This is a genomic window from Paenibacillus sp. FSL E2-0177, from assembly GCF_037992975.1.
Lineage (GTDB): Bacteria > Bacillota > Bacilli > Paenibacillales > Paenibacillaceae > Paenibacillus_AQ > Paenibacillus_AQ odorifer.
The window spans coordinates 6,865,137-6,883,037 of the sequence record NZ_CP150307.1 but is presented as its reverse complement, the minus strand read 5'-3'; the positions used below and the strand labels follow the sequence as shown (position 1 = coordinate 6,883,037).

Here is a 17,901-nt window from a genome sequence, read left to right as displayed (position 1 = left end):
TCTTTTTTTTCGGTAGGGCAAGAATATAGACAATGGATGAACAGATTGCTGGAATGGATAGATAGGAGTTCCATTTTCGTGGGAAGTATGGTAGAACAATAGAAGGAGTATTAGGCCGCAGCGGCACAGAAAGGGATGCTTGGTTGAATGTATGTAGTATGTAAAGAACATGTAGAGTTAGCCATCGACAAATTTGTGGACGAGTATGAGGATGCACCTGATATTGTGGACTTGAAGGAGACCGAGTTCTCGGACTGGGACCCGCCGGCCAAATGTGCGGAATGTGAGAAGAATGCGGAATATTTAGTGGTCTAAAGGACTGTTAAAATTTATTAAAAACACCTTGCAGTCCCGGAAATGGGCCGCAGGGTGTTTTTTTGCATGAAATAATATATGTGTTAGCCGATTAGGTCTTATGCATCTGCTGCATCTACTATGTCGGTCAGCGAGCTACTTCGGTTGCCTCGGCGATAGAGAATAGCTGAGATGATGGCGATCAATGCTGCAATAGAGAGTCCCCAGTAGATATTGGAGTAGGCTGCAGAAAGCGGCAGTCCGCGCTGCCATTCCAGAGCGCTTGCGGCCATAGCTACGCTGAAGGCGCCGCTAAAGAATTGCAGCAGCTGGAACAGGCCCATTCCAGAGCCGATTTGCGAAGAAGGCAGAATCCGAGAGATTTCATTGGATACACTACTGGACAGTGTCGTGAAGGCCAGACTCATAATCATATAGATGAACATGACGGCAATCCATGACCGCCCAGCAAAGAAAGCGAATAGGATGGTAGCGGTCAATACGAGCAATGGTGCAAAACGTAAAATCCCCGCATTGCCATAACGGTCAATGATTCGTCCCACGGAGCGGGAGACAAAGATGGCGAGCAGCGAACCCGGAAAGATCACAAGCCCGGCATGGCTTGCGCTGAAGCCGAAACGGTGAGTCAAAATCTGCGGCAGCAGGAATAACGTGGCAAAGCTGCACAGGTAGGAGGCAACTCCGATCAGAGCCAACACGAGATATGAGCGGTTACGGAAAAGCTCCGGCATCACGAATGGATCAGGTGTGCTGCGGATACGGCCAACAAATAAAGCAATTGCGACAATTCCGGCGATCAAGGCAATCCACAGCCCGCTGGTCAGGAACAGCAGCAGCCCGGTCGTGCCGACGCCCAAGAACAGCCCGCCAAGCACATCAAAGGAGCCACGGGTGGGTACTTCTTTGGGCAGCAGAATAAGGAACAGCGGCACTAGAAGCAGAATAGCTGCCGTTACAGAGAATAACCAAATCCAACCGAGATATTCGACGATGGCTCCGCCCGCGACCGGCCCAAGCCCTAGACCCAGCGAGACGGCTGACATAATTGTCGCCATTGCTTTGCCGCGGCGGGCTTGCGGGATATAGCGGGTAAACAGGACAAGAGATAAGGACATTACCGCGCCCGCGCCCGAGGCCTGGAGAATGCGAACGATAAGCAGGAAGATAAAGTTGGTGCTGAAAAAGCCGGCAACAGCCGCGAGGCCCAGCGTCAACAAGCCTATAACCAACAGACGGCGAATCGGCAGAAAATCAGAAAGCCGGCTGTACGTGATTGAGGCAATCGAGAACATAATGGAATACCCGGTGACAATCCAAGAAGCGGACGCAGCCGTAATCCCAAAGGCTTCGGTCACATCAGGCAGCGCCAGATTGAACATAGCCGTATTCATGATGACGAGAACCACAGCGACACTGAACAGCAGGGTCAGCAGGCCTTCTCGTGGAAGAGGCGCTTCCGGAACGGAGGCTTCATGATCCGCATTCGCGGAGAGGTTATTTACAGAAGTCATGTGCGAAGCACTCCTTTTATTATTGTTTAATAGTTCGATTACTTACGAACAATTGAAATATAGCATGCGTTGATATAAAATGCAATTAGGAACACCAATATTTTTTTCGCATTCATCGTACGACAAAAGGGGATAATCATCCGTGAAAATACTATTTCATCCGGACCGCAAGGACATTCAGCTTGCCTCCGTATTGTATGCACTCAGCGATCCGATTCGCTTACATATCGTATCGGATATTCACTTAAATGGAGAACAGGCTTGCAACTGCTTCAACGTCCCGATCGCAAAATCCACCATGTCTCACCATGCCCGTACTTTGCGCGAGTCAGGGGTTGTTTTTACACGAGTTCAAGGAACACAGCGCATGTTGTCCCTGCGGACTGAGGATCTTAATGCACGTTTCCCAGGCTTGCTGGACTCTATATTGAGTGCTTATGAAGCTGGGGAGAAACCGGATTTTGTGATGGAGGAGCAGGGGGAGAGTAAGTAGAAGTAGATTGAACCTGCTGAGGACGGGGAATACATGAAATTCTAGATTCAGGCAATCTAGGAATACGTGGGATCAGATCCAGGGATTGCATGAAAAATAGGACATTTAGGGACTGCGCAAGGTAGGCCGTTTTAATTGTCGTTTCTTTTCCACCAAATATGTGATAGAACAGAAGGTACTTACTAAAACTACAAGGGACGCCCAGTGCGCGTCCTTTTGCTATTTCTATAGAGGATTATGACAGGAGGCACTTATGCTTATTCAAATTATTGGCGTAGGAAAGTTGAAGGAAAAGTACTTGATCGATGGCATCGCGGAGTATGCAAAACGGCTGACACCATACCTGAAGTTTCAGGTCATTGAGGTGGCAGATGAAAAAGCACCCGATTCTCTAAGCGAAGCAGAGGTCGTGCAGGTGAAGGGACGCGAGGGCGAACGCATCCTCGCGCAGATTAAGAGCGAGGCGCATGTCATTGCGCTCGCGATCGACGGCAAGCTGTGGAGCTCGGAAGAGCTTGCCGCAGAAATTGACCGGCTCGGCACCTACGGGACGAGCCATGTCGTGTTCGTCATCGGAGGGAGCCACGGGCTCTCCGACGAGGTCATGCGACGCGCGCAGCAGCGCATGAGCTTCGGGCGCATGACGCTGCCTCATCAGCTCATGCGCCTGGTGCTGGTGGAGCAGGTGTATCGCGCGGTGAAGATCAATCGGGGGGAACCTTATCACAAATAGTGGTAAAGCGGAGAACAGAACTCAATATTAGTTTAAATGACTTGAACTGCACGGCATAACGGTTGAAAGCCAATACAATTGAAATAACAAAAATGTAAAAAGAGCCTCCACTTCGATTTTAGTGGAGGCTCTTTTAAGGCTGCTAATCAATGCGCCAGATGCTCGCTCATACTTATGTAAAATTAAATGTTTGCTACTTGGCAATGATAGGCACCCATAATTCCTGCTCAATTTTGGCTCCCGGAGCCAAATAATTCTCTATACATGAGGAGTGACGAGTTTATGGTTACCTCAGCTGAGAGCGATATTCAGGATATTGTAGGTATGCTTCGTGACGCTAATGATGAGAAGATACGCGTGGCGAAAAATGTACTTAAGAATTATTATGAGATACGTCCCTCAGAGCAAATGAGGTCATTTAAAACAAGCGCACAAGCCATTGGCTTGTGCGTTTTGCTGCAGCTTAAGTATAGTTCTTATTTTATGATTAATGGTAATAGTCTGAAATTTGATTTTCTAATAATCTTATTAATTTAAACGGGAGCGGCCATGTCGTCATTTATCGGATTTATAGTAGTTATTATCGTATTATCCATCTTAACTGGGATGAAGCAGGGGACTAAGAAGAAGAGATGACGGAGTACGGCAAGCGGAAACCTGCTGTTAAGAAAAGCAATAACAAAAGCGTGAAAACGACCTTTAACCGTTCTTCAATACCATGCAGTCCTGACGATGTACTTTTAAGAACACCTTTGGACAAACTAGCATGCAAAACTTGCCGTTACAGACAAAGCGCTGAACCGTATCACAAGTAACTACAAATTTTATTAATTTTTGGGTCATAAGGAGGAAGAAATGACTGAATTACTAGCTCCAGCAGGAAATATGGAAGCTTTAAAAGCTGCAATTTCTAATGGTTGTGATGCCATATACTTAGGAATGCAAAAATTTGGTGCGCGTGCATACTCATCTAATTTTGATTTAGAAACGTTAAAAGAGGCTGTTACGTATGCGCACCTGAGGGACGTTAAACTCTATGTTGCCATGAATACCATCGTTTTTGAAAACGAAGTTGAAGAGATGAAAGAGCAGATCCACGAATTAAATAAAATCGGTGTGGATGGCATTATCGTCCAGGATCTGACTGCGTTCGATTATATCGTTAAAAACTTTCTTGATATGGAAGCACATTGTTCAACTCAAATGGGAATAGACGATTTAGACGGAACTTTATTATTAAAAGAACTTGGTGCCAAAAGAGTTGTTCTGTCCCGTGAGGTTGAGATTGAAAAAGTAAAAGAGATCAAAAGAAAAGCTGAGATACCTTTAGAAATTTTCGTTCACGGTGCTTTATGTGTATCTTACTCGGGAAACTGTCTAATGTCAGGATTAATGGGTAATCGAAGCGCAAATCGCGGAAGATGTGTGGGTTCATGCCGTAAGGAGTATGAACTCATGGATAAGACAACAGGTACATCTTTAGGGAAAAACCATATTCTATCTACCAAGGACTTAAACACAATCGACTATATCGAGGATTTAAAAGAAATCGATTCTTTAAAAATAGAAGGCCGAATGAAAGTGCCTACGTATGTTGCTAATGTTGTATCCAAATATCGCATGGCCTTAGATCATAAAATAACCGAAGAAGATAAAGAAAATCTGAAAAAAACATTCAATCGAACATTTACTAAAGGATATTTGTTTCACGAAGATAGGAGAAATATTACAAACATTTTAAGACCTAATCACTTTGGTTATGAAATTGGAACAATCAGCAAGATTGTTAAAGATAGGTATGAAATAACACTTACACGTCCTTTAAATCAGAACGATACCATTCGAATCAGTCACAACAATGAAGATGTTAATTTAACGGTTGCAAAACTGTACGATAAAGAGGGCGAATTAATCAACAAAGCAGATGATGTCTGCTATATCAAAATCAAAGAAAAGATGTCTACGGGAGATTTAGTATATAAAACGAAGGATTATTTCTATAACAAAGAATTAGAATCATCACTGGAAAAAGAATTTAAGCGGTTTAACCTCGATATTAGAGTATATGCACGTCCAGATTCAAAGCTTGTCATAGATGCGGAGGGCTTAGGCTGTCATTATTCATATGAAAGCGAGGAAATACTAGGCGAAGCCATTAATAATCCAACAACAAAAGACCAGGTAATCAAGCAATTTTCAAGATTAAATGATACGATATTCGAACTTAATCATGTGGATTTTGAGGAATGCAATGCTTTTATTCCAGCTAAACTGTTAAATGCAGCAAGAAGAGATATTGTACTGGGCTTATATGACTTAAAGCTTAACAGCCAGAAGAAAAGAACCAAGGCTTTGGAAGCAAAAGAAAAAATAAGCTTTGCCCCTGAAAAACCATACTTTACGGCCTCTGTAACGACTAAGGAGCAGTATGATGCTTGCGTGAGCTGTGGAATTAAGGAAATCTATTATGAAAATGTTGTTAGAAGAAATCAGAATCGTTATAAGGAAAAAGAAGGGCAGCTACTAATCGGAGGATACGGCGGAATTTATCACTACAGAGAAACGAATCCGTTTGTTACGGACTATTCTATAAATGTTGTTAATGCTACTAGTTGCTATGAATTATATAAATTAGGTGCAAAACGAGTCACTTTATCTTATGAATTGAATAAGAGCCAAATTGAAGATTTAAGGAATGCCTATTATGAAGAAAATGACGGCTATCCTGCACTGGAAATGATTGTATATGGCAAGGTTCCTTTGATGTTTACAAAATATTGTCCGATGAAAAAAATGAATCAATGCAGAATTTGCAAAACGAAGAGCTATGAGTTAAAAGATGAGCACGGAACGTTCCCTATCATTTCCCATAATGATTGTACAACGACTCTCCTTAATGGGAAGACGCTTAATCTTTTAGATGAGCTACAAAACATCAAAGGAATCGAGGCGCTCAGATTAAACTTCACAGTTGAATCCAAAGAGCAGGTTGTGAAAGTCATTAATATGGCGTCAGGCAAATTAAATGGCTCTATGAATAATGCTGTCTTTAATCAGGAAACAGACACAAGAGGACATTTTAATAAAGAGATTGTGTAGTCGTGGAATTCATTAAATGTTCTAAAATCTTGGGGAATACTATAAGTAAATCCGAGACAGGTGCAATTCAATCCAATCCTAAGGATGAACTTCAGATGAAAATATTATTAGTTGAAGATGATAAGACGATCGCGTCGGGACTGGAATATTCGCTGCAGCAAGAGGGTTATTGGACTGTTCTCTGCCATAATGCCGCTTCAGCCCGAAAGGTGCTCGCCGAAGACATCGATCAGTTCACTATTACGAGCTAGAGAAGCTGTCCATCTATTTACGGGAGATTAGCAGCGGCCAGGCCTCCCTTGACCCTCGCGATAATCAAGAAGGTGAGCTTAGCATCTTAAAGAATGATATTTACAAGGTGACACGCATGCTCTCCGAGCATCGTTCTCTATTGCAGCAGGATAAGCTTCAACTGACCGATGCCATCTCCGATATTTCACATCAACTCAAAACACCGATCACCTCTATGACAGTCATGGCAGATCTGTTAAGCGCCCCTGATCTGCCTCCACTCAAAAGAACGGAGTTCACCCATCATATTCGCATTCAACTTGAACGGATCGATTGGCTTGTTTCATCTTTATTAAAGCTAGCGAAAATGGATGGGGGACTATCCCGTTCAAAAAAGATCGAATACACATGAAAACCCTAATCCTAAATGCACTGGAGCCGGTTATGATTCCGATGGATATTAAGGGACAGACCGTTTCCATCACAGGGGATGACAACGTCTCTTTTGACGGCGATTTCCATTGGACTGCTGAAGCGGTTATCAATATTTTGAAGAATGGAGTGGAGCATACACCTGAGGGCGGTGCGATCACCATCACATTTTCCGACAACGTGCTATTTACGGAAATCGTTATTGCTGACAACGGAGAGGGCATTCCGAAAGAGGATTTGCCTTATATATTCAAACGTTTTTATAAAGGAAAGAATGCTAATGAAGGAAGCATCGGTATAGGGCTTGCGATGGCTCACAGCATCATTGCAAGCCAGAACGGCGTGATTGATGTAACGAGCGACAGCGGGACTGGTACAGAGTTTCGGATCAAATTTTATAAGCATGTGATTTAACAGCACTCCATAAGTGACTAAACTGTCACCTCCAATGTCACTGTAAAGTCATTTTGGACAGATAAAATGATATTCATCAGATGAACGATGGAGGTACAACCATGCAAATGAAGCAGCATCGCAAGATTACTTTTTTTATCACGATAGGCTACACCCTGATTATTCTTTATTTTATGTTTTTTGCTTTCGGCAGAGCGGATAAGGTAGATCTAACCAGTCAGTACACCTTTATTTTTTTGCCGGACGATTTTTTTAGGGTGCCGGGTCTTTCCGATCTTCTACATCCGACACTGATGGACTTGGTGGGTATTGGAAACATTGCAGCCTTCATACCTTTTGGCATACTGTTTCCGTTGTTATACCGCACCAGCTTTGTTCGCTTCATGACAGGGTTTATCCTGTCCATTCTTGTGGTGGAGACCATCCAGGCACTAACATTCCTCGGCAGCTTTGACACGAACGACGTCATAAAGAACTCATTGGGCGCTGCTATTGGATTCGGGGCCTACAAGATTGGCTTCCGTACAAAAAACTACTGGAGAAATATCACTGCTACGGGAATTGCCAGTGCTGTCTTAATGCTCGGCGTGTGGGGGGTCTTAGGAGTAGTTGATCAAGTGTTCACCAAAGAGTTGGCCCCTTTTGTAGCGATAAACGAATGGGAAGATAGTACCGGAAATCGATTAACGGGAACCAAACAGAACAGTCTTAAGATTGGCGGTCAAGACGTGACACCCCAATATAATGTGTATGGCATCGAAGGTAAAAAGAAGGAAACATATACGTATTCGCTAGACAATAAGGGAGATCTGTATCTTAGCTTGAATTATGGAATTCCTGATCATAAGGATTTTCAGGGCAGCATTAAGGTTACCGTTGACGGGCATGAGCTCCTGTCTGTATCTACAGAAGATCAGCTCCATGAGCCGGATATGAGGATCCTTTATCTCACCGGGGCTAAGGAGCTTAAGATAACCATTGAGGGGAATGAAACCCTTTGGGATGTTGGATATAGAGAGATGGTATATACCTGGAATTGAGCATCTAGGGAAGGAGGGATGGCAATGGAGATTTTAACAATTGAAAATTTGTCCGAAATATACGGCACAGGCGAATCGGCGGTGAAGGCGCTTGATGATGTTTCCTTTTCGGTCCAAAAAGGTGAATTCGTCGCAATTATCGGACCTTCCGGATCGGGGAAATCGACACTCCTTCATATGCTGGGCGGTGTGGATCGACCGACTGGCGGGAAAGTGTATGTACAGGATACGGATATGTATACCTTGGACGAAACGCAGCTGGCCATCTTCAGACGCAGGCAAATCGGGCTGATCTTGTGAATACGTTGAATTTGCAGCATCGATTAAACCATCTGCCGAATCAGCTATCCGGTGGACAGCAGCAGCGTGTCTCGATTGGCAGGGCGATCATCGGCAATCCTGCGATCATGCTGGCCGACGAACCCACCGGGAATCTGGACAGCAGGAATAGCAGCGAGATCGTCGTTTTATTGAAAATACTGAATAAGACCTATCATCAGACACTGATCGTAATCACGCATGACGAACGGATCGCCCTGCAAGCCGACAGAATCATTTCGATTGAAGATGGGAGGATTGCCAAAAACGAGGTGATAAGGCGATGAATATTGTCAATACATTAACCATCCGGCATCTGAAGCAGAACAAGAGACGAACACTTGTGACTATTTTTGGCGTAATTATTTCGGTATCCATGATGACCGCTGTCATTACGCTTGTTTTTTCCTTTGCGGATTTAATGATCAGACAAACTATCACAGATACAGGGGAGTGGCATATTCAGTATCAAGATATAACCAAGAAACAGCTTGCGGCGATACAGGGCGATGATGCAACCAAAACGGTTGCAATCACAAGAGACCTTGGGTATGCCCCATTAGAAGGGGGACAAAATTCCAATAAGCCGTACTTGTTCATTAAGGAATATGATGTGCAAGGGTTCACACAATTTCAGATTGAAATAAGCAAGGGACGTCTTCCGCACACGGACAAGGAGGTTGTGATCTCCGAGTCTGTTGCAACAAATGGCAAAGTGAAGTACGAAATCGGCGACCGTCTAACGCTTCGCGTCGGCGACCGATTCGAACAAGGGGGCGATCATCCCCTGGATCAGACGGAACCGCTGCGCAGGAAAGACGGCACATTGACCGAGACATTACAGCATAGCATAATTAGGGATTATACGGTGGTAGGCTTCATTAAACGTCCGGTGTCGGAAACGGCTTGGGCCCCGGCTTATACGATCATTAGCTATGTCGATGATCATATCATCGGGGGGGACGATCGGGTCGATGCGTCGGTGGTCTTGCAGCGGGTCAATCCGTTCTTGTTCGCACATGCGGAGAAGTTGGCTGAGAAAAACCAAATTGACACTGTCCAATATAATAACGATTTGCTTCGTTATTATGGCTTGTCCAGCAGCGGGGCCTCATCCAGCATGATGTTCTCATTATCGGCAATCATTATAGGGACTATTATAATTGGCTCGGTTGGACTCATCTATAACGCTTTTGCGATATCCGTCTCGGAACGTTCCCGCCATTTAGGGATGCTCGCGAGCGTGGGGGCGACGAAAAGGCAGAAGCGAAATTCCGTATTTTTTGAAGGTATCGTCATTGGTTTGATCAGCATTCCCATTGGTATCTTATGCGGTCTTGCCGGAATCGGAATCGCCTTTTCGTTCATGAACACAATGATTGAAGGGGCATTATGGACTAGTGAAAAGCTGAGGCTTATCGTCACGCCGTTATTGCTCTTGATTACTTGTCTTGTTTCGATGCTGACGATTTTCGTTTCGGCGTATCTCCCGGCGGTTAAAGCATCCAGGGCATCTCCCGTGGACGCGATTCGCCAAACCACTGACGTAAAGCTTACGGCCAAAGCAGTGAAGACGTCGAAGATCATTCGTAAGCTCTTCGGAATCGAAGCAGAAATCGGGCTGAAAAACTTAAAAAGGAACAAACGAAGACATCATGTTATTCTTTTTTCGCTTGTCATCAGCATCGTTTTGTTTTTGACGATATCGTTTTTCACGACTGGCCTGACACAATCTCTGGCATTGTCGCTGGAAGGCATCAATTACGATATTGAAGTGTCGTCCAGTAATGGCGAAAGACTAGATGACCGGTTGATGCAATCGCTTGTATCTCTGGATGGCGTCACGGAATACAACGTGAGTCATGAGTTAGTCGGGAACGCTTGGGTCGATGCAGCAAGCATCGCCGACGAGTTGCAAGAGAAGGTTCAGCAGGATAAGAGTATGCTGCAAGACGGGAAATACCCTTACGAAATTAAGCTCTATGCAATGAATGATTCGAGCCTGCAAGCCTATGCCAGAGCGGTTGGCGCAGATTACGAACAGCTTACGGATCTGGATCATCCCGCCGCAATCGTGATGGATACGATTCATTACAAAGATATAGATACGGGTAAATATATTCAGACGAAGTCCATATATGCGAATATCGGACAACATATCGAGCTAACGAGTTTTATTAAAGCGAGCGGGGAAGAAACGAAGGCAAATAAAGTGATATTTGCCGCATTGACGGATAAGGCACCGATGGGGATGAGCCCGGTAGGCGTAGGCGGGTTAAATATGATCGTGTCGGAACGCGTCATGAATCGGCTGGCAGACGGCGAGGAGCTGGCTAACGCTTCGATGTACCTCCATTTGAAAAGCACGGAACCGGTGAAAACGCAGCAGGAAATTGAAGCGATGAATGAGACCAATCTGAATGTCTACAATGTATATCAATTCAGAATAAGAGAAGAACAACAGATTCTGCTGATGAACGTCTTTTCTTACGGTTTTATCGTATTAATCTCTGCGATTTCTGTTGCGAACATCTTTAATACGATCTCAACAGGGCTGGCTCTTCGCAAACGGGAATTCGCGATGCTGAAATCCGTAGGCGCGACGCCAAAGGGGTTTGCAAAAATGCTGAACTATGAGAGTGTTTTTTATGGGGTCAAGTCGCTCTTGTATGGGCTTCCTGTCAGTTTCGCCGTGATGTTTCTGATCTATAAAGCATTTGCGAACAAATTCAGCTATGGGTTCACCCTGCCCTGGATGAGCATTCTGTCTGTCATTGTGTGTGTATTTGTCATTGTCAGCTCTGCGGTTGTTTATTCCGGAGCTAAAGTAAAAAAGGAGAATATTATTGATGCATTAAAGCAAGAGAATATATGATTCACTTACTTCACCCAGAGGAGGAGACGTTACCCGACGTCACACACAATCATGCGAGTCGACCGATTGCTCTCCATGCTGCTGATCATCTCCGGTAAAGGTACGGTAACGGGCAAGGAGCTTGCCGAGCATTTCGAGGTATCCTTGCGAATGAAGAATTTTCACGGCTTGTTTGGCAGGAACGAAGCTTTTAATGACATCATGTTAAAGGTTGAGCATACCTATAAGCGGGAGTCCGATAAGCACAAGCTGACTCTGGATATGTCCCATTTCAGCATGGAGCAGGAAAATAAAGAATACATTGGGATCATAAGCAAGGCCATCACGGATAACAGGCTGCTGGTGTTCGACTATATCAATAGGGATATGGAAAAGCTGGAGCGAACGGTAGAGCCAAGCTGGATTGACTTTCGCCACGGCCATTGGTATGTGATAGGCTTTTGCCGGGTCAGAGAGGACTACCGCAGATTCAAGCTCGTGCGGATTAGGTAACTGAGACAGGGGCCGCCTTTTGCAAAAAGAGAGCTGCCGGAAGACCAAATCGCCGAGGTTATTAAGCAAAGCTATTCGCAGCGGGACATACAGGTCGTACTCAGATTCACTTCGCGAATTGGCGCGCAGCTTACCGAGTATTTTGAGAAAGAGAAGATTAGCCGGGGTGAAGATGGCAGTAGGACGCTCCAGCTATATTATGATAGAAATGTGTATAAAGTGAAATTTATCTACATTGATCCATTTACACAAGAAGAAAAGCTAATCAATGAGGAAACCTATCGTTTCGGCGTACAATTCATGATTCCAAGTAAATCTGTCTGGGGATTAGGAGTGACTGGAATTGGATGGAAGGCGTTAGACGGGGCACCGGAAATTGATGAGTATGCTATGAACTTAGTGCCGGCACAAAATGTGACTTATGAGCTTATCTTGCCTGACGAAGGAAGCGGAGAAGGTGGAGAAGGTGGAGAAGGTGGAGAAGGTGGAGAAGGTGAAAATCCGGGATTTCAGGGAAGTCAATTCCCAGGCCTTACGGGTTTTATAAAGTTCTAATGTAGCTGTTATCATTTAGTTGGTTCTTATGAAAAGGTTCATCGCGGCTGACTGCTGCGATGAACCTTTTTTGCTGACTGTTCTATCACACAGACCACTTAATTTGCCGTCTTATTGATAAAATCAATCTCATTTCTGATCCCTTTATGGGCGTCATTCCACAGGCCCTTTGTCAGGCGAATGCGCAGCAGGCATGTGTTAGGATCTTCGTCGTTATTGGCTTCGTTATACCACCCGGCGAATATTGTGCGCAGCTTTGTCATCATCTCCGCGTTTTTCTCGTCACATACCCAGCCCAGGTTTTCACCGATACCATAGGCCGTAAAGTTTTCGACGATGATACAAACAGCGACTTCGGGGTTTTGGGCGATCTGCTGCATCTTGCCTGAGGTTGCGTAAGTAACGGTGTAGAACGCACCGTCCTCATAATAGGCGTCTACAATGCGGGCGGAGGGACGGCTTTTGCCATTAGTCCCCGGTTCCAGTGCGATGGTGGATAGTGAGATCAGGCCGTCCTTGTTACCCGCTTGTTCTTCCAGCAGCTTCATGGCTTCGTCGTACTTGCTCATTATATTACCTCCTAAAGTGTCATAAGGCATACATTATTAAGCTTATCATTGTAAAATCTTAGTGAATGTGAAGAATAATACGATAAAATATTAAATCGCTATCAATCCAAGCTTATACTCGATGGTCTTTTTTTTATGCCATTTAATCTCCAGTCTACAAATATATCTATTTTTTTATCTAATAGACATTGTAAATTACCCTGGTCCTATTGTAGAATCAAGAAGTTGTCGAATAATGGTGTAAAATGCCATCCTTGGAACTCACTAGGACGACAGACTCATTGATATTTTTAGAGTAAGAAGGGGGAAGAAACAATGTTATTCCAAGCAGCACGCCGTAAACTCAGTCTGATGATTGTGTTTGCCCTATTATTAAGCACTCTTACGCCACATATGGTGTTTGGTGAGGCCGCGCAGTTCAAAGACATCACAGGCTCTTATGCGCAAAAGGAGATTCAATCATTAACTGAAGCAGGAATAATCTCAGGTTATGAAGATAACTCTTTTAAACCGAAAAAGGCTATGTCACGTGCCGAACTGGCGAAAATCATAGTCCTGTCGTTGGGTCTAGAAGCAAATGCTGATCAAGCCGCACCGTTTAAAGACGTTGCCGCGAACAGTTGGTATCGCGGTTATGTAGGTGCATTGGTAAAGGCAGGCATTACGGAGGGGACATCGGCCACCACCTTCAGTCCTAATGCAAATGTCACCCGTGAGGAGCTGGTCGTGTTTTTCATCCGAGCTTTCGAATTGGATGAAACAGCGAAGAAGCTTCCGGTTGATAGCAAGCTGTCGGATATCTCAGAGGTGTCCGAATGGGCAAAAGCGCAAGTATCCCTTGCCTTCAAAAATGGTTTCATCAACGGGGTCCAAGGCAGTGACGGCACTCTGAAATTCAAACCGAAAGAGCATGCGGAGCGCCAGGCTCTGGCTCGTCTGGCTTATGAGTTCAAAACCAATAAATCAGTATATGTCGAGAAATCCAAACAGCTTCTGGCTGAAGAGCTTAATAAGGGCAAGAGTCCTGAGGCAACACCGACTGCCACCCCGGCAACAACTGACCGCGGGACATCTGTGACAGCACCGGCGCCGGGAGCTTCAGGTCCGGGAACGGCAGCATCGGCAACCCCAGCACCGGCAACCCCAGCACCAGTGACACCAACACCAACATCGGCACCGACACCGACACCGACACCGACACCGGCAACCCCGGCACCGGCAAATGCTCTCCAGGTTGTGGTGAAGGGGGAGATTTCAGATGCCATTTATGTGGAAGAGCCAACAGAAGTTATATTCCGCTCATCGATTAATGCGCCAGGAACGGTAATTGCTAGTGTCTATCAAGTAGATGACAGCGGCAAAGTCATTTCGCAAATCATTTCGTTGTACGATGACGGTTTGGAAGCCCATGGAGACAGTCTTGAGGCAGACGGACTGTACAGTGGCAAAGCAGTATTGACTGAAAGTACGGAGGGTTACATAAATCTGCAGGCGTTTGTGGGAGATGTGCCAAGCAGCACAGTTTTTAAATTATCTGTAATGAAGCATCTTACGGATGAACAGCTTGCACAAACGGAAATCTTTGAAAATAATACACAGAGTAAGCTTGATCAACTGGTTACTTCATATGGTAATTTGCAAAAAGCAAAGGAAGAAACTGTGGCTTGGCTCCAAGCCCAAGCAGAAGTAGAGCATGCTGGGATTTCGGGTGAAGGAGGAAGCATCTGGTATTTGCTGGACAACGGGATTCTAGGGGGGGTTTCCGCAGCTCCTGAGAATACAAAAGGGTTAAGCAGCACCGTAGAAGAGGCTGCGTCCAGTACTGCATTGGCGGCTGAGGCGCTAACGCAAAATGTGGAACAAACCGTAGCCACCATAGGAAGCCAGCGGGTTGCTGTAATTTCTCCGTTCTCAGGCACACTTCCATCTTCGACTGTTTATGATGCTGTATATCACAGCTTCGACCAGTCGAGTTACCCCTTCCTTGTGGAAAGAGTAAAGGACACCGCAGCGGGCGTTAATTTCTTTAAAGGGCTGAATCAGTATGGCGTCGTGGTCTTGGATACCCACGGAGATACTTACTATGATGAAATAGTGCTACAGAAGCTCCATAATAAATACGGCATTGATTTCAAATACGCTGGACCGCAAGTCATGTTCTTGACAGGAGAAAAGGCAACGACAGAGAGCAAAAAGACCTATGAGTTGGACTTGAAAAAGGGAAGACTGGCTATTATATCCGGTTATTATGCTATTACACCGTCTTTTATTACACGGTACAACGATATGCTTCCTGATACCATCGTATATAATGGCAGCTGCCGCAGCGCGTACAACGATTCCATGGCAGATGCCTTCATCAACAATGGTGCTGGCACTTATTATGGATATACCGATTATGTAAAGCTTGCATATGATCAAGCTATTGCTAAATCCGTATTTACCGCTTTAAACGATGACAACATGACAACCGAAAAAGCTTTTCAAGCAGCAGTGGCTGCCCATGGAGCAAACGATGGGTTGGCAGCATTCTTCATGAAAGGAAGCAGCATTGGCACTAAGACCGAAGGGGTCATCAACGGAACCTTTGAAAACGGAACTTGGACCGGCTGGAATGGAAACGGCGATGTTCGGGTGATCTCCAAGCTGGGACCGCTTAAACCGACAGAGGGGAACTACATGGCTATTATCAGCACTGGCCTTGGGTATGAAAACAATGATCAAGGAGGATATGACTACAATTCAGACAGTTATATCGAGCAAAGTTTCATTGTTCCGGCGGGTGCAACAACCCTATCGTTCGATTACAATTTCATTTCTGAGGAGCCTAAGGAATTCGTTGGAAGCAAATTCAATGACACCTTCAGAGCAACGGTAACTTCCAGTGTATACATTAATACGGCTTCCCTCATTACTTCTCACATAAATGGCGGCAATACAGTGACGTCCAGTGTCTATGGTAATGATTCTGTTATTATCGGGGCTGAATCGATTAATGAATCCACGGCCTATTGGATTGAAGAGAACAAAGTAGCGATTGATTTCTACGGCGGGGATCATACAACATACATGACGAATTGGAAGCATGTACAATTTGATGTAAGCCAATTTGCCGGCAAGGGCTCCATTGTCCTTCGGTTCCATGTTTGGGATCAAGGAGATAGTATCTACGATACGGCGGTACTAATCGATAATGTAATATTAAAGTAATCAAAAAACGGCTGGATCAGGGGAACCTGACCAGCCGTTTCTTTTGGAAATAAGCTAATGGGCGTGCGTTTGGATATGGATTCCAAATAAAGTGTGCATATTGCACATAATTTGTGTTATACTTTATTATGTGCAATATGCACATAATATGGGGTGGAAGAAGGGTGTAAATATGAAGGCAGCAATCGTAAAGGTTAAGGGGACGATTCCCGTAATGGGTCATTTTGATTCCCCCGTTGGGACAGAGGGGCTAGTTATAATTAACGTTACGGCCACAGCCTTGAGTCGAGTTAGCAAGTTCCGTTCAATGGGTATGCACTATTCTTCTAAAGATAACTTTCCAATTGTAGCCGGTATCGACGGTGTAGGAACTTTGAAAGATGGGTCTCGTGTTTACTTTGCGCTGCCTACTGCACCATATGGTAGTTTCGCTGAGCAAACAATCGTCAACGAAAAGCTGACTGTCCGTTTACCAGATGGTATTGATGATCTCACTGCTGCCGCTATCGCCAACCCTGCTATGTCGTCATGGGCTGCATTGGTATTTCGAGCTGGTTTTAAATCCGGTCAAACTGTATTGATTAATGGCGCTACTGGTGCATCCGGTAGTTTAGCAGTTCAGATTGCTAAGGGTCTGGGGGCCAAGAAGGTCATTGTAACAGGACGCAACGAATCAAAGTTGCAAGCACTTGAAGCTGATGAGGCCATTGCATTTGATATGACAGCCGACAACGGTCAAAAAATGTTTGAAAACGCCCTAATGCCAGTTATTGCTGAAGGTGTTGATGTTATATTGGATTATCTTTGGGGCGACAGCGCACTCGCCATCATGTCAGCTCTTGCTAAGGCGAAAACGGATCGTTCAACCCGTTTTGTAAGCATTGGAACTTCATCTGGCCAAGAAAGCATTCATTTACCTTCATCTCTTTTACGCTCATCAACAATCGAACTCGTAGGTAGCGGAGATAAGAGTGTTTCCAAAGCTGATATGCTATCCGCTGTTAGAGGTGTCTTTGAAATGGCCGCCGAGGGGAAGATAAAAATTACCACAAAAGAGTTCGCTCTAGAAGATATTGAAGAGGCCTGGAATGCCCCGCTAATGCCTCGTCCTGTTGTAAGGGTGAAATAAAATGGAAAACGATATTTTTAAAGCGCTGATCGATTTAGTTTCCATTATCAATAGGCCAGACCGCGATAAGAAGATGATTGCTAATGCTGGCGTAAATTTGGAGGCAGCAACCTTTCGTGTCTTTGTGGGCATCGTGCATCTCCAACCGACTAGTGTTGGTGATTTGGCCGCCATGATGGGAAAAAACTATTCGAGTGTTAGCCGGCAAATCGATAAGTTAGAAAACGCGGGGTTGGTTCATACGTATCCATCAAGTGCAGATTCCCGCATTCGTGTGTCTGAATTGACGAAAAGCGGGGAGGAAATCAATGCAATGATTAGCCTCACCCGTGAACGAATTTTGCATGAAGCTTTGGATGACTGGACTCTGGAGGAAAAAAACAGCTTATTGAATAACTTAAGGCGTTTATTTGAATCGCTGCAAAGATTCGACTAGTTGCAGATTATGACTGTTCACACACAGTTCGATGTTTATTGCCATGGTG

The 17,901-nt window shown here is 44.8% G+C and carries 14 protein-coding genes and 3 pseudogenes; 15 read left to right on the top strand and 2 right to left on the bottom strand.

Features of this window, described 5'->3' with window-relative positions; all coding sequences use genetic code 11:
* Positions 1-147: 147 nt before the first annotated feature.
* On the top strand, positions 148-315 hold the full coding sequence (locus tag MHI25_RS30635) for a CxxH/CxxC protein (protein ID WP_063829780.1): 168 nt from the start codon (positions 148-150) through the stop codon (positions 313-315).
* Between the two features lie 98 nt (positions 316-413).
* On the opposite strand, the gene MHI25_RS30630 is transcribed toward MHI25_RS30635, so the two are convergent.
* A complete protein-coding gene (locus MHI25_RS30630; RefSeq protein ID WP_038573941.1) occupies positions 414-1,826 on the bottom strand; it encodes an MFS transporter in 1,413 nt (470 codons plus the stop codon).
* A gap of 142 nt (positions 1,827-1,968) precedes the next feature.
* On the opposite strand from MHI25_RS30630, the gene MHI25_RS30625 reads away from it, so the two are divergent.
* From MHI25_RS30625 to MHI25_RS30575, 11 genes and pseudogenes are all read left to right on the top strand, one after another.
* The gene (locus MHI25_RS30625) at positions 1,969-2,319 is read left to right on the top strand and encodes a helix-turn-helix transcriptional regulator (protein WP_076181727.1); all 351 of its coding nucleotides are present in this window, start codon (positions 1,969-1,971) and stop codon (positions 2,317-2,319) included.
* 253 nt (positions 2,320-2,572) lie between these two features.
* The gene (gene rlmH, locus MHI25_RS30620; RefSeq protein ID WP_036677839.1) at positions 2,573-3,052 is read left to right on the top strand and encodes a 23S rRNA (pseudouridine(1915)-N(3))-methyltransferase RlmH; all 480 of its coding nucleotides are present in this window, start codon (positions 2,573-2,575) and stop codon (positions 3,050-3,052) included.
* Between the two features lie 282 nt (positions 3,053-3,334).
* Positions 3,335-3,589: a hypothetical protein gene (locus tag MHI25_RS30615; protein ID WP_340394781.1), complete on the top strand. Its 255-nt coding sequence runs from the start codon at positions 3,335-3,337 to the stop codon at positions 3,587-3,589.
* Positions 3,590-3,907: 318 nt separating this feature from the next.
* Positions 3,908-6,151, top strand: coding sequence for a DUF3656 domain-containing protein (locus MHI25_RS30610; RefSeq protein ID WP_340394780.1), 2,244 nt, complete (start codon positions 3,908-3,910; stop codon positions 6,149-6,151).
* A gap of 95 nt (positions 6,152-6,246) precedes the next feature.
* Positions 6,247-6,393 (top strand): annotated as a pseudogene (locus MHI25_RS30605) (DNA-binding response regulator); the annotation flags it as partial.
* Positions 6,390-7,228, top strand: a pseudogene (locus MHI25_RS30600) (HAMP domain-containing sensor histidine kinase); the annotation flags it as partial. The pseudogenes MHI25_RS30605 and MHI25_RS30600, both read left to right, overlap by 4 nt.
* 101 nt (positions 7,229-7,329) lie before the next feature.
* A complete protein-coding gene (locus MHI25_RS30595; protein WP_339189025.1) occupies positions 7,330-8,268 on the top strand; it encodes a VanZ family protein in 939 nt (312 codons plus the stop codon).
* A 24-nt stretch (positions 8,269-8,292) separates the two neighbouring features.
* A pseudogene (locus tag MHI25_RS30590) lies at positions 8,293-8,873 on the top strand (ABC transporter ATP-binding protein).
* Positions 8,870-11,461 carry an FtsX-like permease family protein gene (locus MHI25_RS30585; protein WP_340394779.1) on the top strand — a complete coding sequence of 864 codons (2,592 nt, stop codon included), beginning with the start codon at positions 8,870-8,872 and terminating at the stop codon, positions 11,459-11,461. The pseudogene MHI25_RS30590 and the gene MHI25_RS30585 overlap by 4 nt, the downstream one beginning before the upstream one ends.
* A gap of 51 nt (positions 11,462-11,512) precedes the next feature.
* Positions 11,513-11,953: a WYL domain-containing protein gene (locus MHI25_RS30580; RefSeq protein WP_340011666.1), complete on the top strand. Its 441-nt coding sequence runs from the start codon at positions 11,513-11,515 to the stop codon at positions 11,951-11,953.
* A 210-nt stretch (positions 11,954-12,163) separates the two neighbouring features.
* The gene (locus MHI25_RS30575; RefSeq protein WP_340394778.1) at positions 12,164-12,508 is read left to right on the top strand and encodes a hypothetical protein; all 345 of its coding nucleotides are present in this window, start codon (positions 12,164-12,166) and stop codon (positions 12,506-12,508) included.
* Between the two features lie 98 nt (positions 12,509-12,606).
* On the opposite strand, the gene MHI25_RS30570 is transcribed toward MHI25_RS30575, so the two are convergent.
* On the bottom strand, positions 12,607-13,077 hold the full coding sequence (locus tag MHI25_RS30570; RefSeq protein WP_340011663.1) for a pyridoxamine 5'-phosphate oxidase family protein: 471 nt from the start codon (positions 13,075-13,077) through the stop codon (positions 12,607-12,609).
* Positions 13,078-13,392: 315 nt separating this feature from the next.
* Here MHI25_RS30570 and MHI25_RS30565 point away from each other — a divergent pair, with 315 nt between their 5' ends.
* The 3 genes from MHI25_RS30565 to MHI25_RS30555 all read left to right on the top strand — a co-directional run bounded on the left by MHI25_RS30565 (position 13,393) and on the right by MHI25_RS30555 (position 17,852).
* Positions 13,393-16,287 (top strand): S-layer homology domain-containing protein, encoded by a 2,895-nt coding sequence (locus MHI25_RS30565; RefSeq protein WP_340394777.1) that lies wholly within the window; start codon positions 13,393-13,395, stop codon positions 16,285-16,287.
* A 172-nt stretch (positions 16,288-16,459) separates the two neighbouring features.
* On the top strand, positions 16,460-17,416 hold the full coding sequence (locus MHI25_RS30560; protein ID WP_340394776.1) for a zinc-binding alcohol dehydrogenase family protein: 957 nt from the start codon (positions 16,460-16,462) through the stop codon (positions 17,414-17,416).
* A gap of 1 nt (position 17,417) precedes the next feature.
* Positions 17,418-17,852: a MarR family winged helix-turn-helix transcriptional regulator gene (locus MHI25_RS30555; RefSeq protein ID WP_036682401.1), complete on the top strand. Its 435-nt coding sequence runs from the start codon at positions 17,418-17,420 to the stop codon at positions 17,850-17,852.
* The last annotated feature ends 49 nt before the right edge of the window (positions 17,853-17,901 follow it).

What these genes read in the sequence shown, in the direction of transcription:
- MHI25_RS30635 (WP_063829780.1), top strand. Translation starts at nt 148, where the DNA reads ATGTATGTAGTATGTAAAGAACATGTAGAGTTAGCCATCGACAAATTT.
- MHI25_RS30630 (WP_038573941.1), bottom strand. Translation starts at nt 1,826, where the DNA reads ATGACTTCTGTAAATAACCTCTCCGCGAATGCGGATCATGAAGCCTCC.
- rlmH (WP_036677839.1), top strand. Translation starts at nt 2,573, where the DNA reads ATGCTTATTCAAATTATTGGCGTAGGAAAGTTGAAGGAAAAGTACTTG.
- MHI25_RS30615 (WP_340394781.1), top strand. Translation starts at nt 3,335, where the DNA reads ATGGTTACCTCAGCTGAGAGCGATATTCAGGATATTGTAGGTATGCTT.
- MHI25_RS30610 (WP_340394780.1), top strand. Translation starts at nt 3,908, where the DNA reads ATGACTGAATTACTAGCTCCAGCAGGAAATATGGAAGCTTTAAAAGCT.
- MHI25_RS30595 (WP_339189025.1), top strand. Translation starts at nt 7,330, where the DNA reads ATGCAAATGAAGCAGCATCGCAAGATTACTTTTTTTATCACGATAGGC.
- MHI25_RS30585 (WP_340394779.1), top strand. Translation starts at nt 8,870, where the DNA reads ATGAATATTGTCAATACATTAACCATCCGGCATCTGAAGCAGAACAAG.
- MHI25_RS30580 (WP_340011666.1), top strand. Translation starts at nt 11,513, where the DNA reads ATGCGAGTCGACCGATTGCTCTCCATGCTGCTGATCATCTCCGGTAAA.
- MHI25_RS30570 (WP_340011663.1), bottom strand. Translation starts at nt 13,077, where the DNA reads ATGAGCAAGTACGACGAAGCCATGAAGCTGCTGGAAGAACAAGCGGGT.
- MHI25_RS30565 (WP_340394777.1), top strand. Translation starts at nt 13,393, where the DNA reads ATGTTATTCCAAGCAGCACGCCGTAAACTCAGTCTGATGATTGTGTTT.
- MHI25_RS30560 (WP_340394776.1), top strand. Translation starts at nt 16,460, where the DNA reads ATGAAGGCAGCAATCGTAAAGGTTAAGGGGACGATTCCCGTAATGGGT.
- MHI25_RS30555 (WP_036682401.1), top strand. Translation starts at nt 17,418, where the DNA reads ATGGAAAACGATATTTTTAAAGCGCTGATCGATTTAGTTTCCATTATC.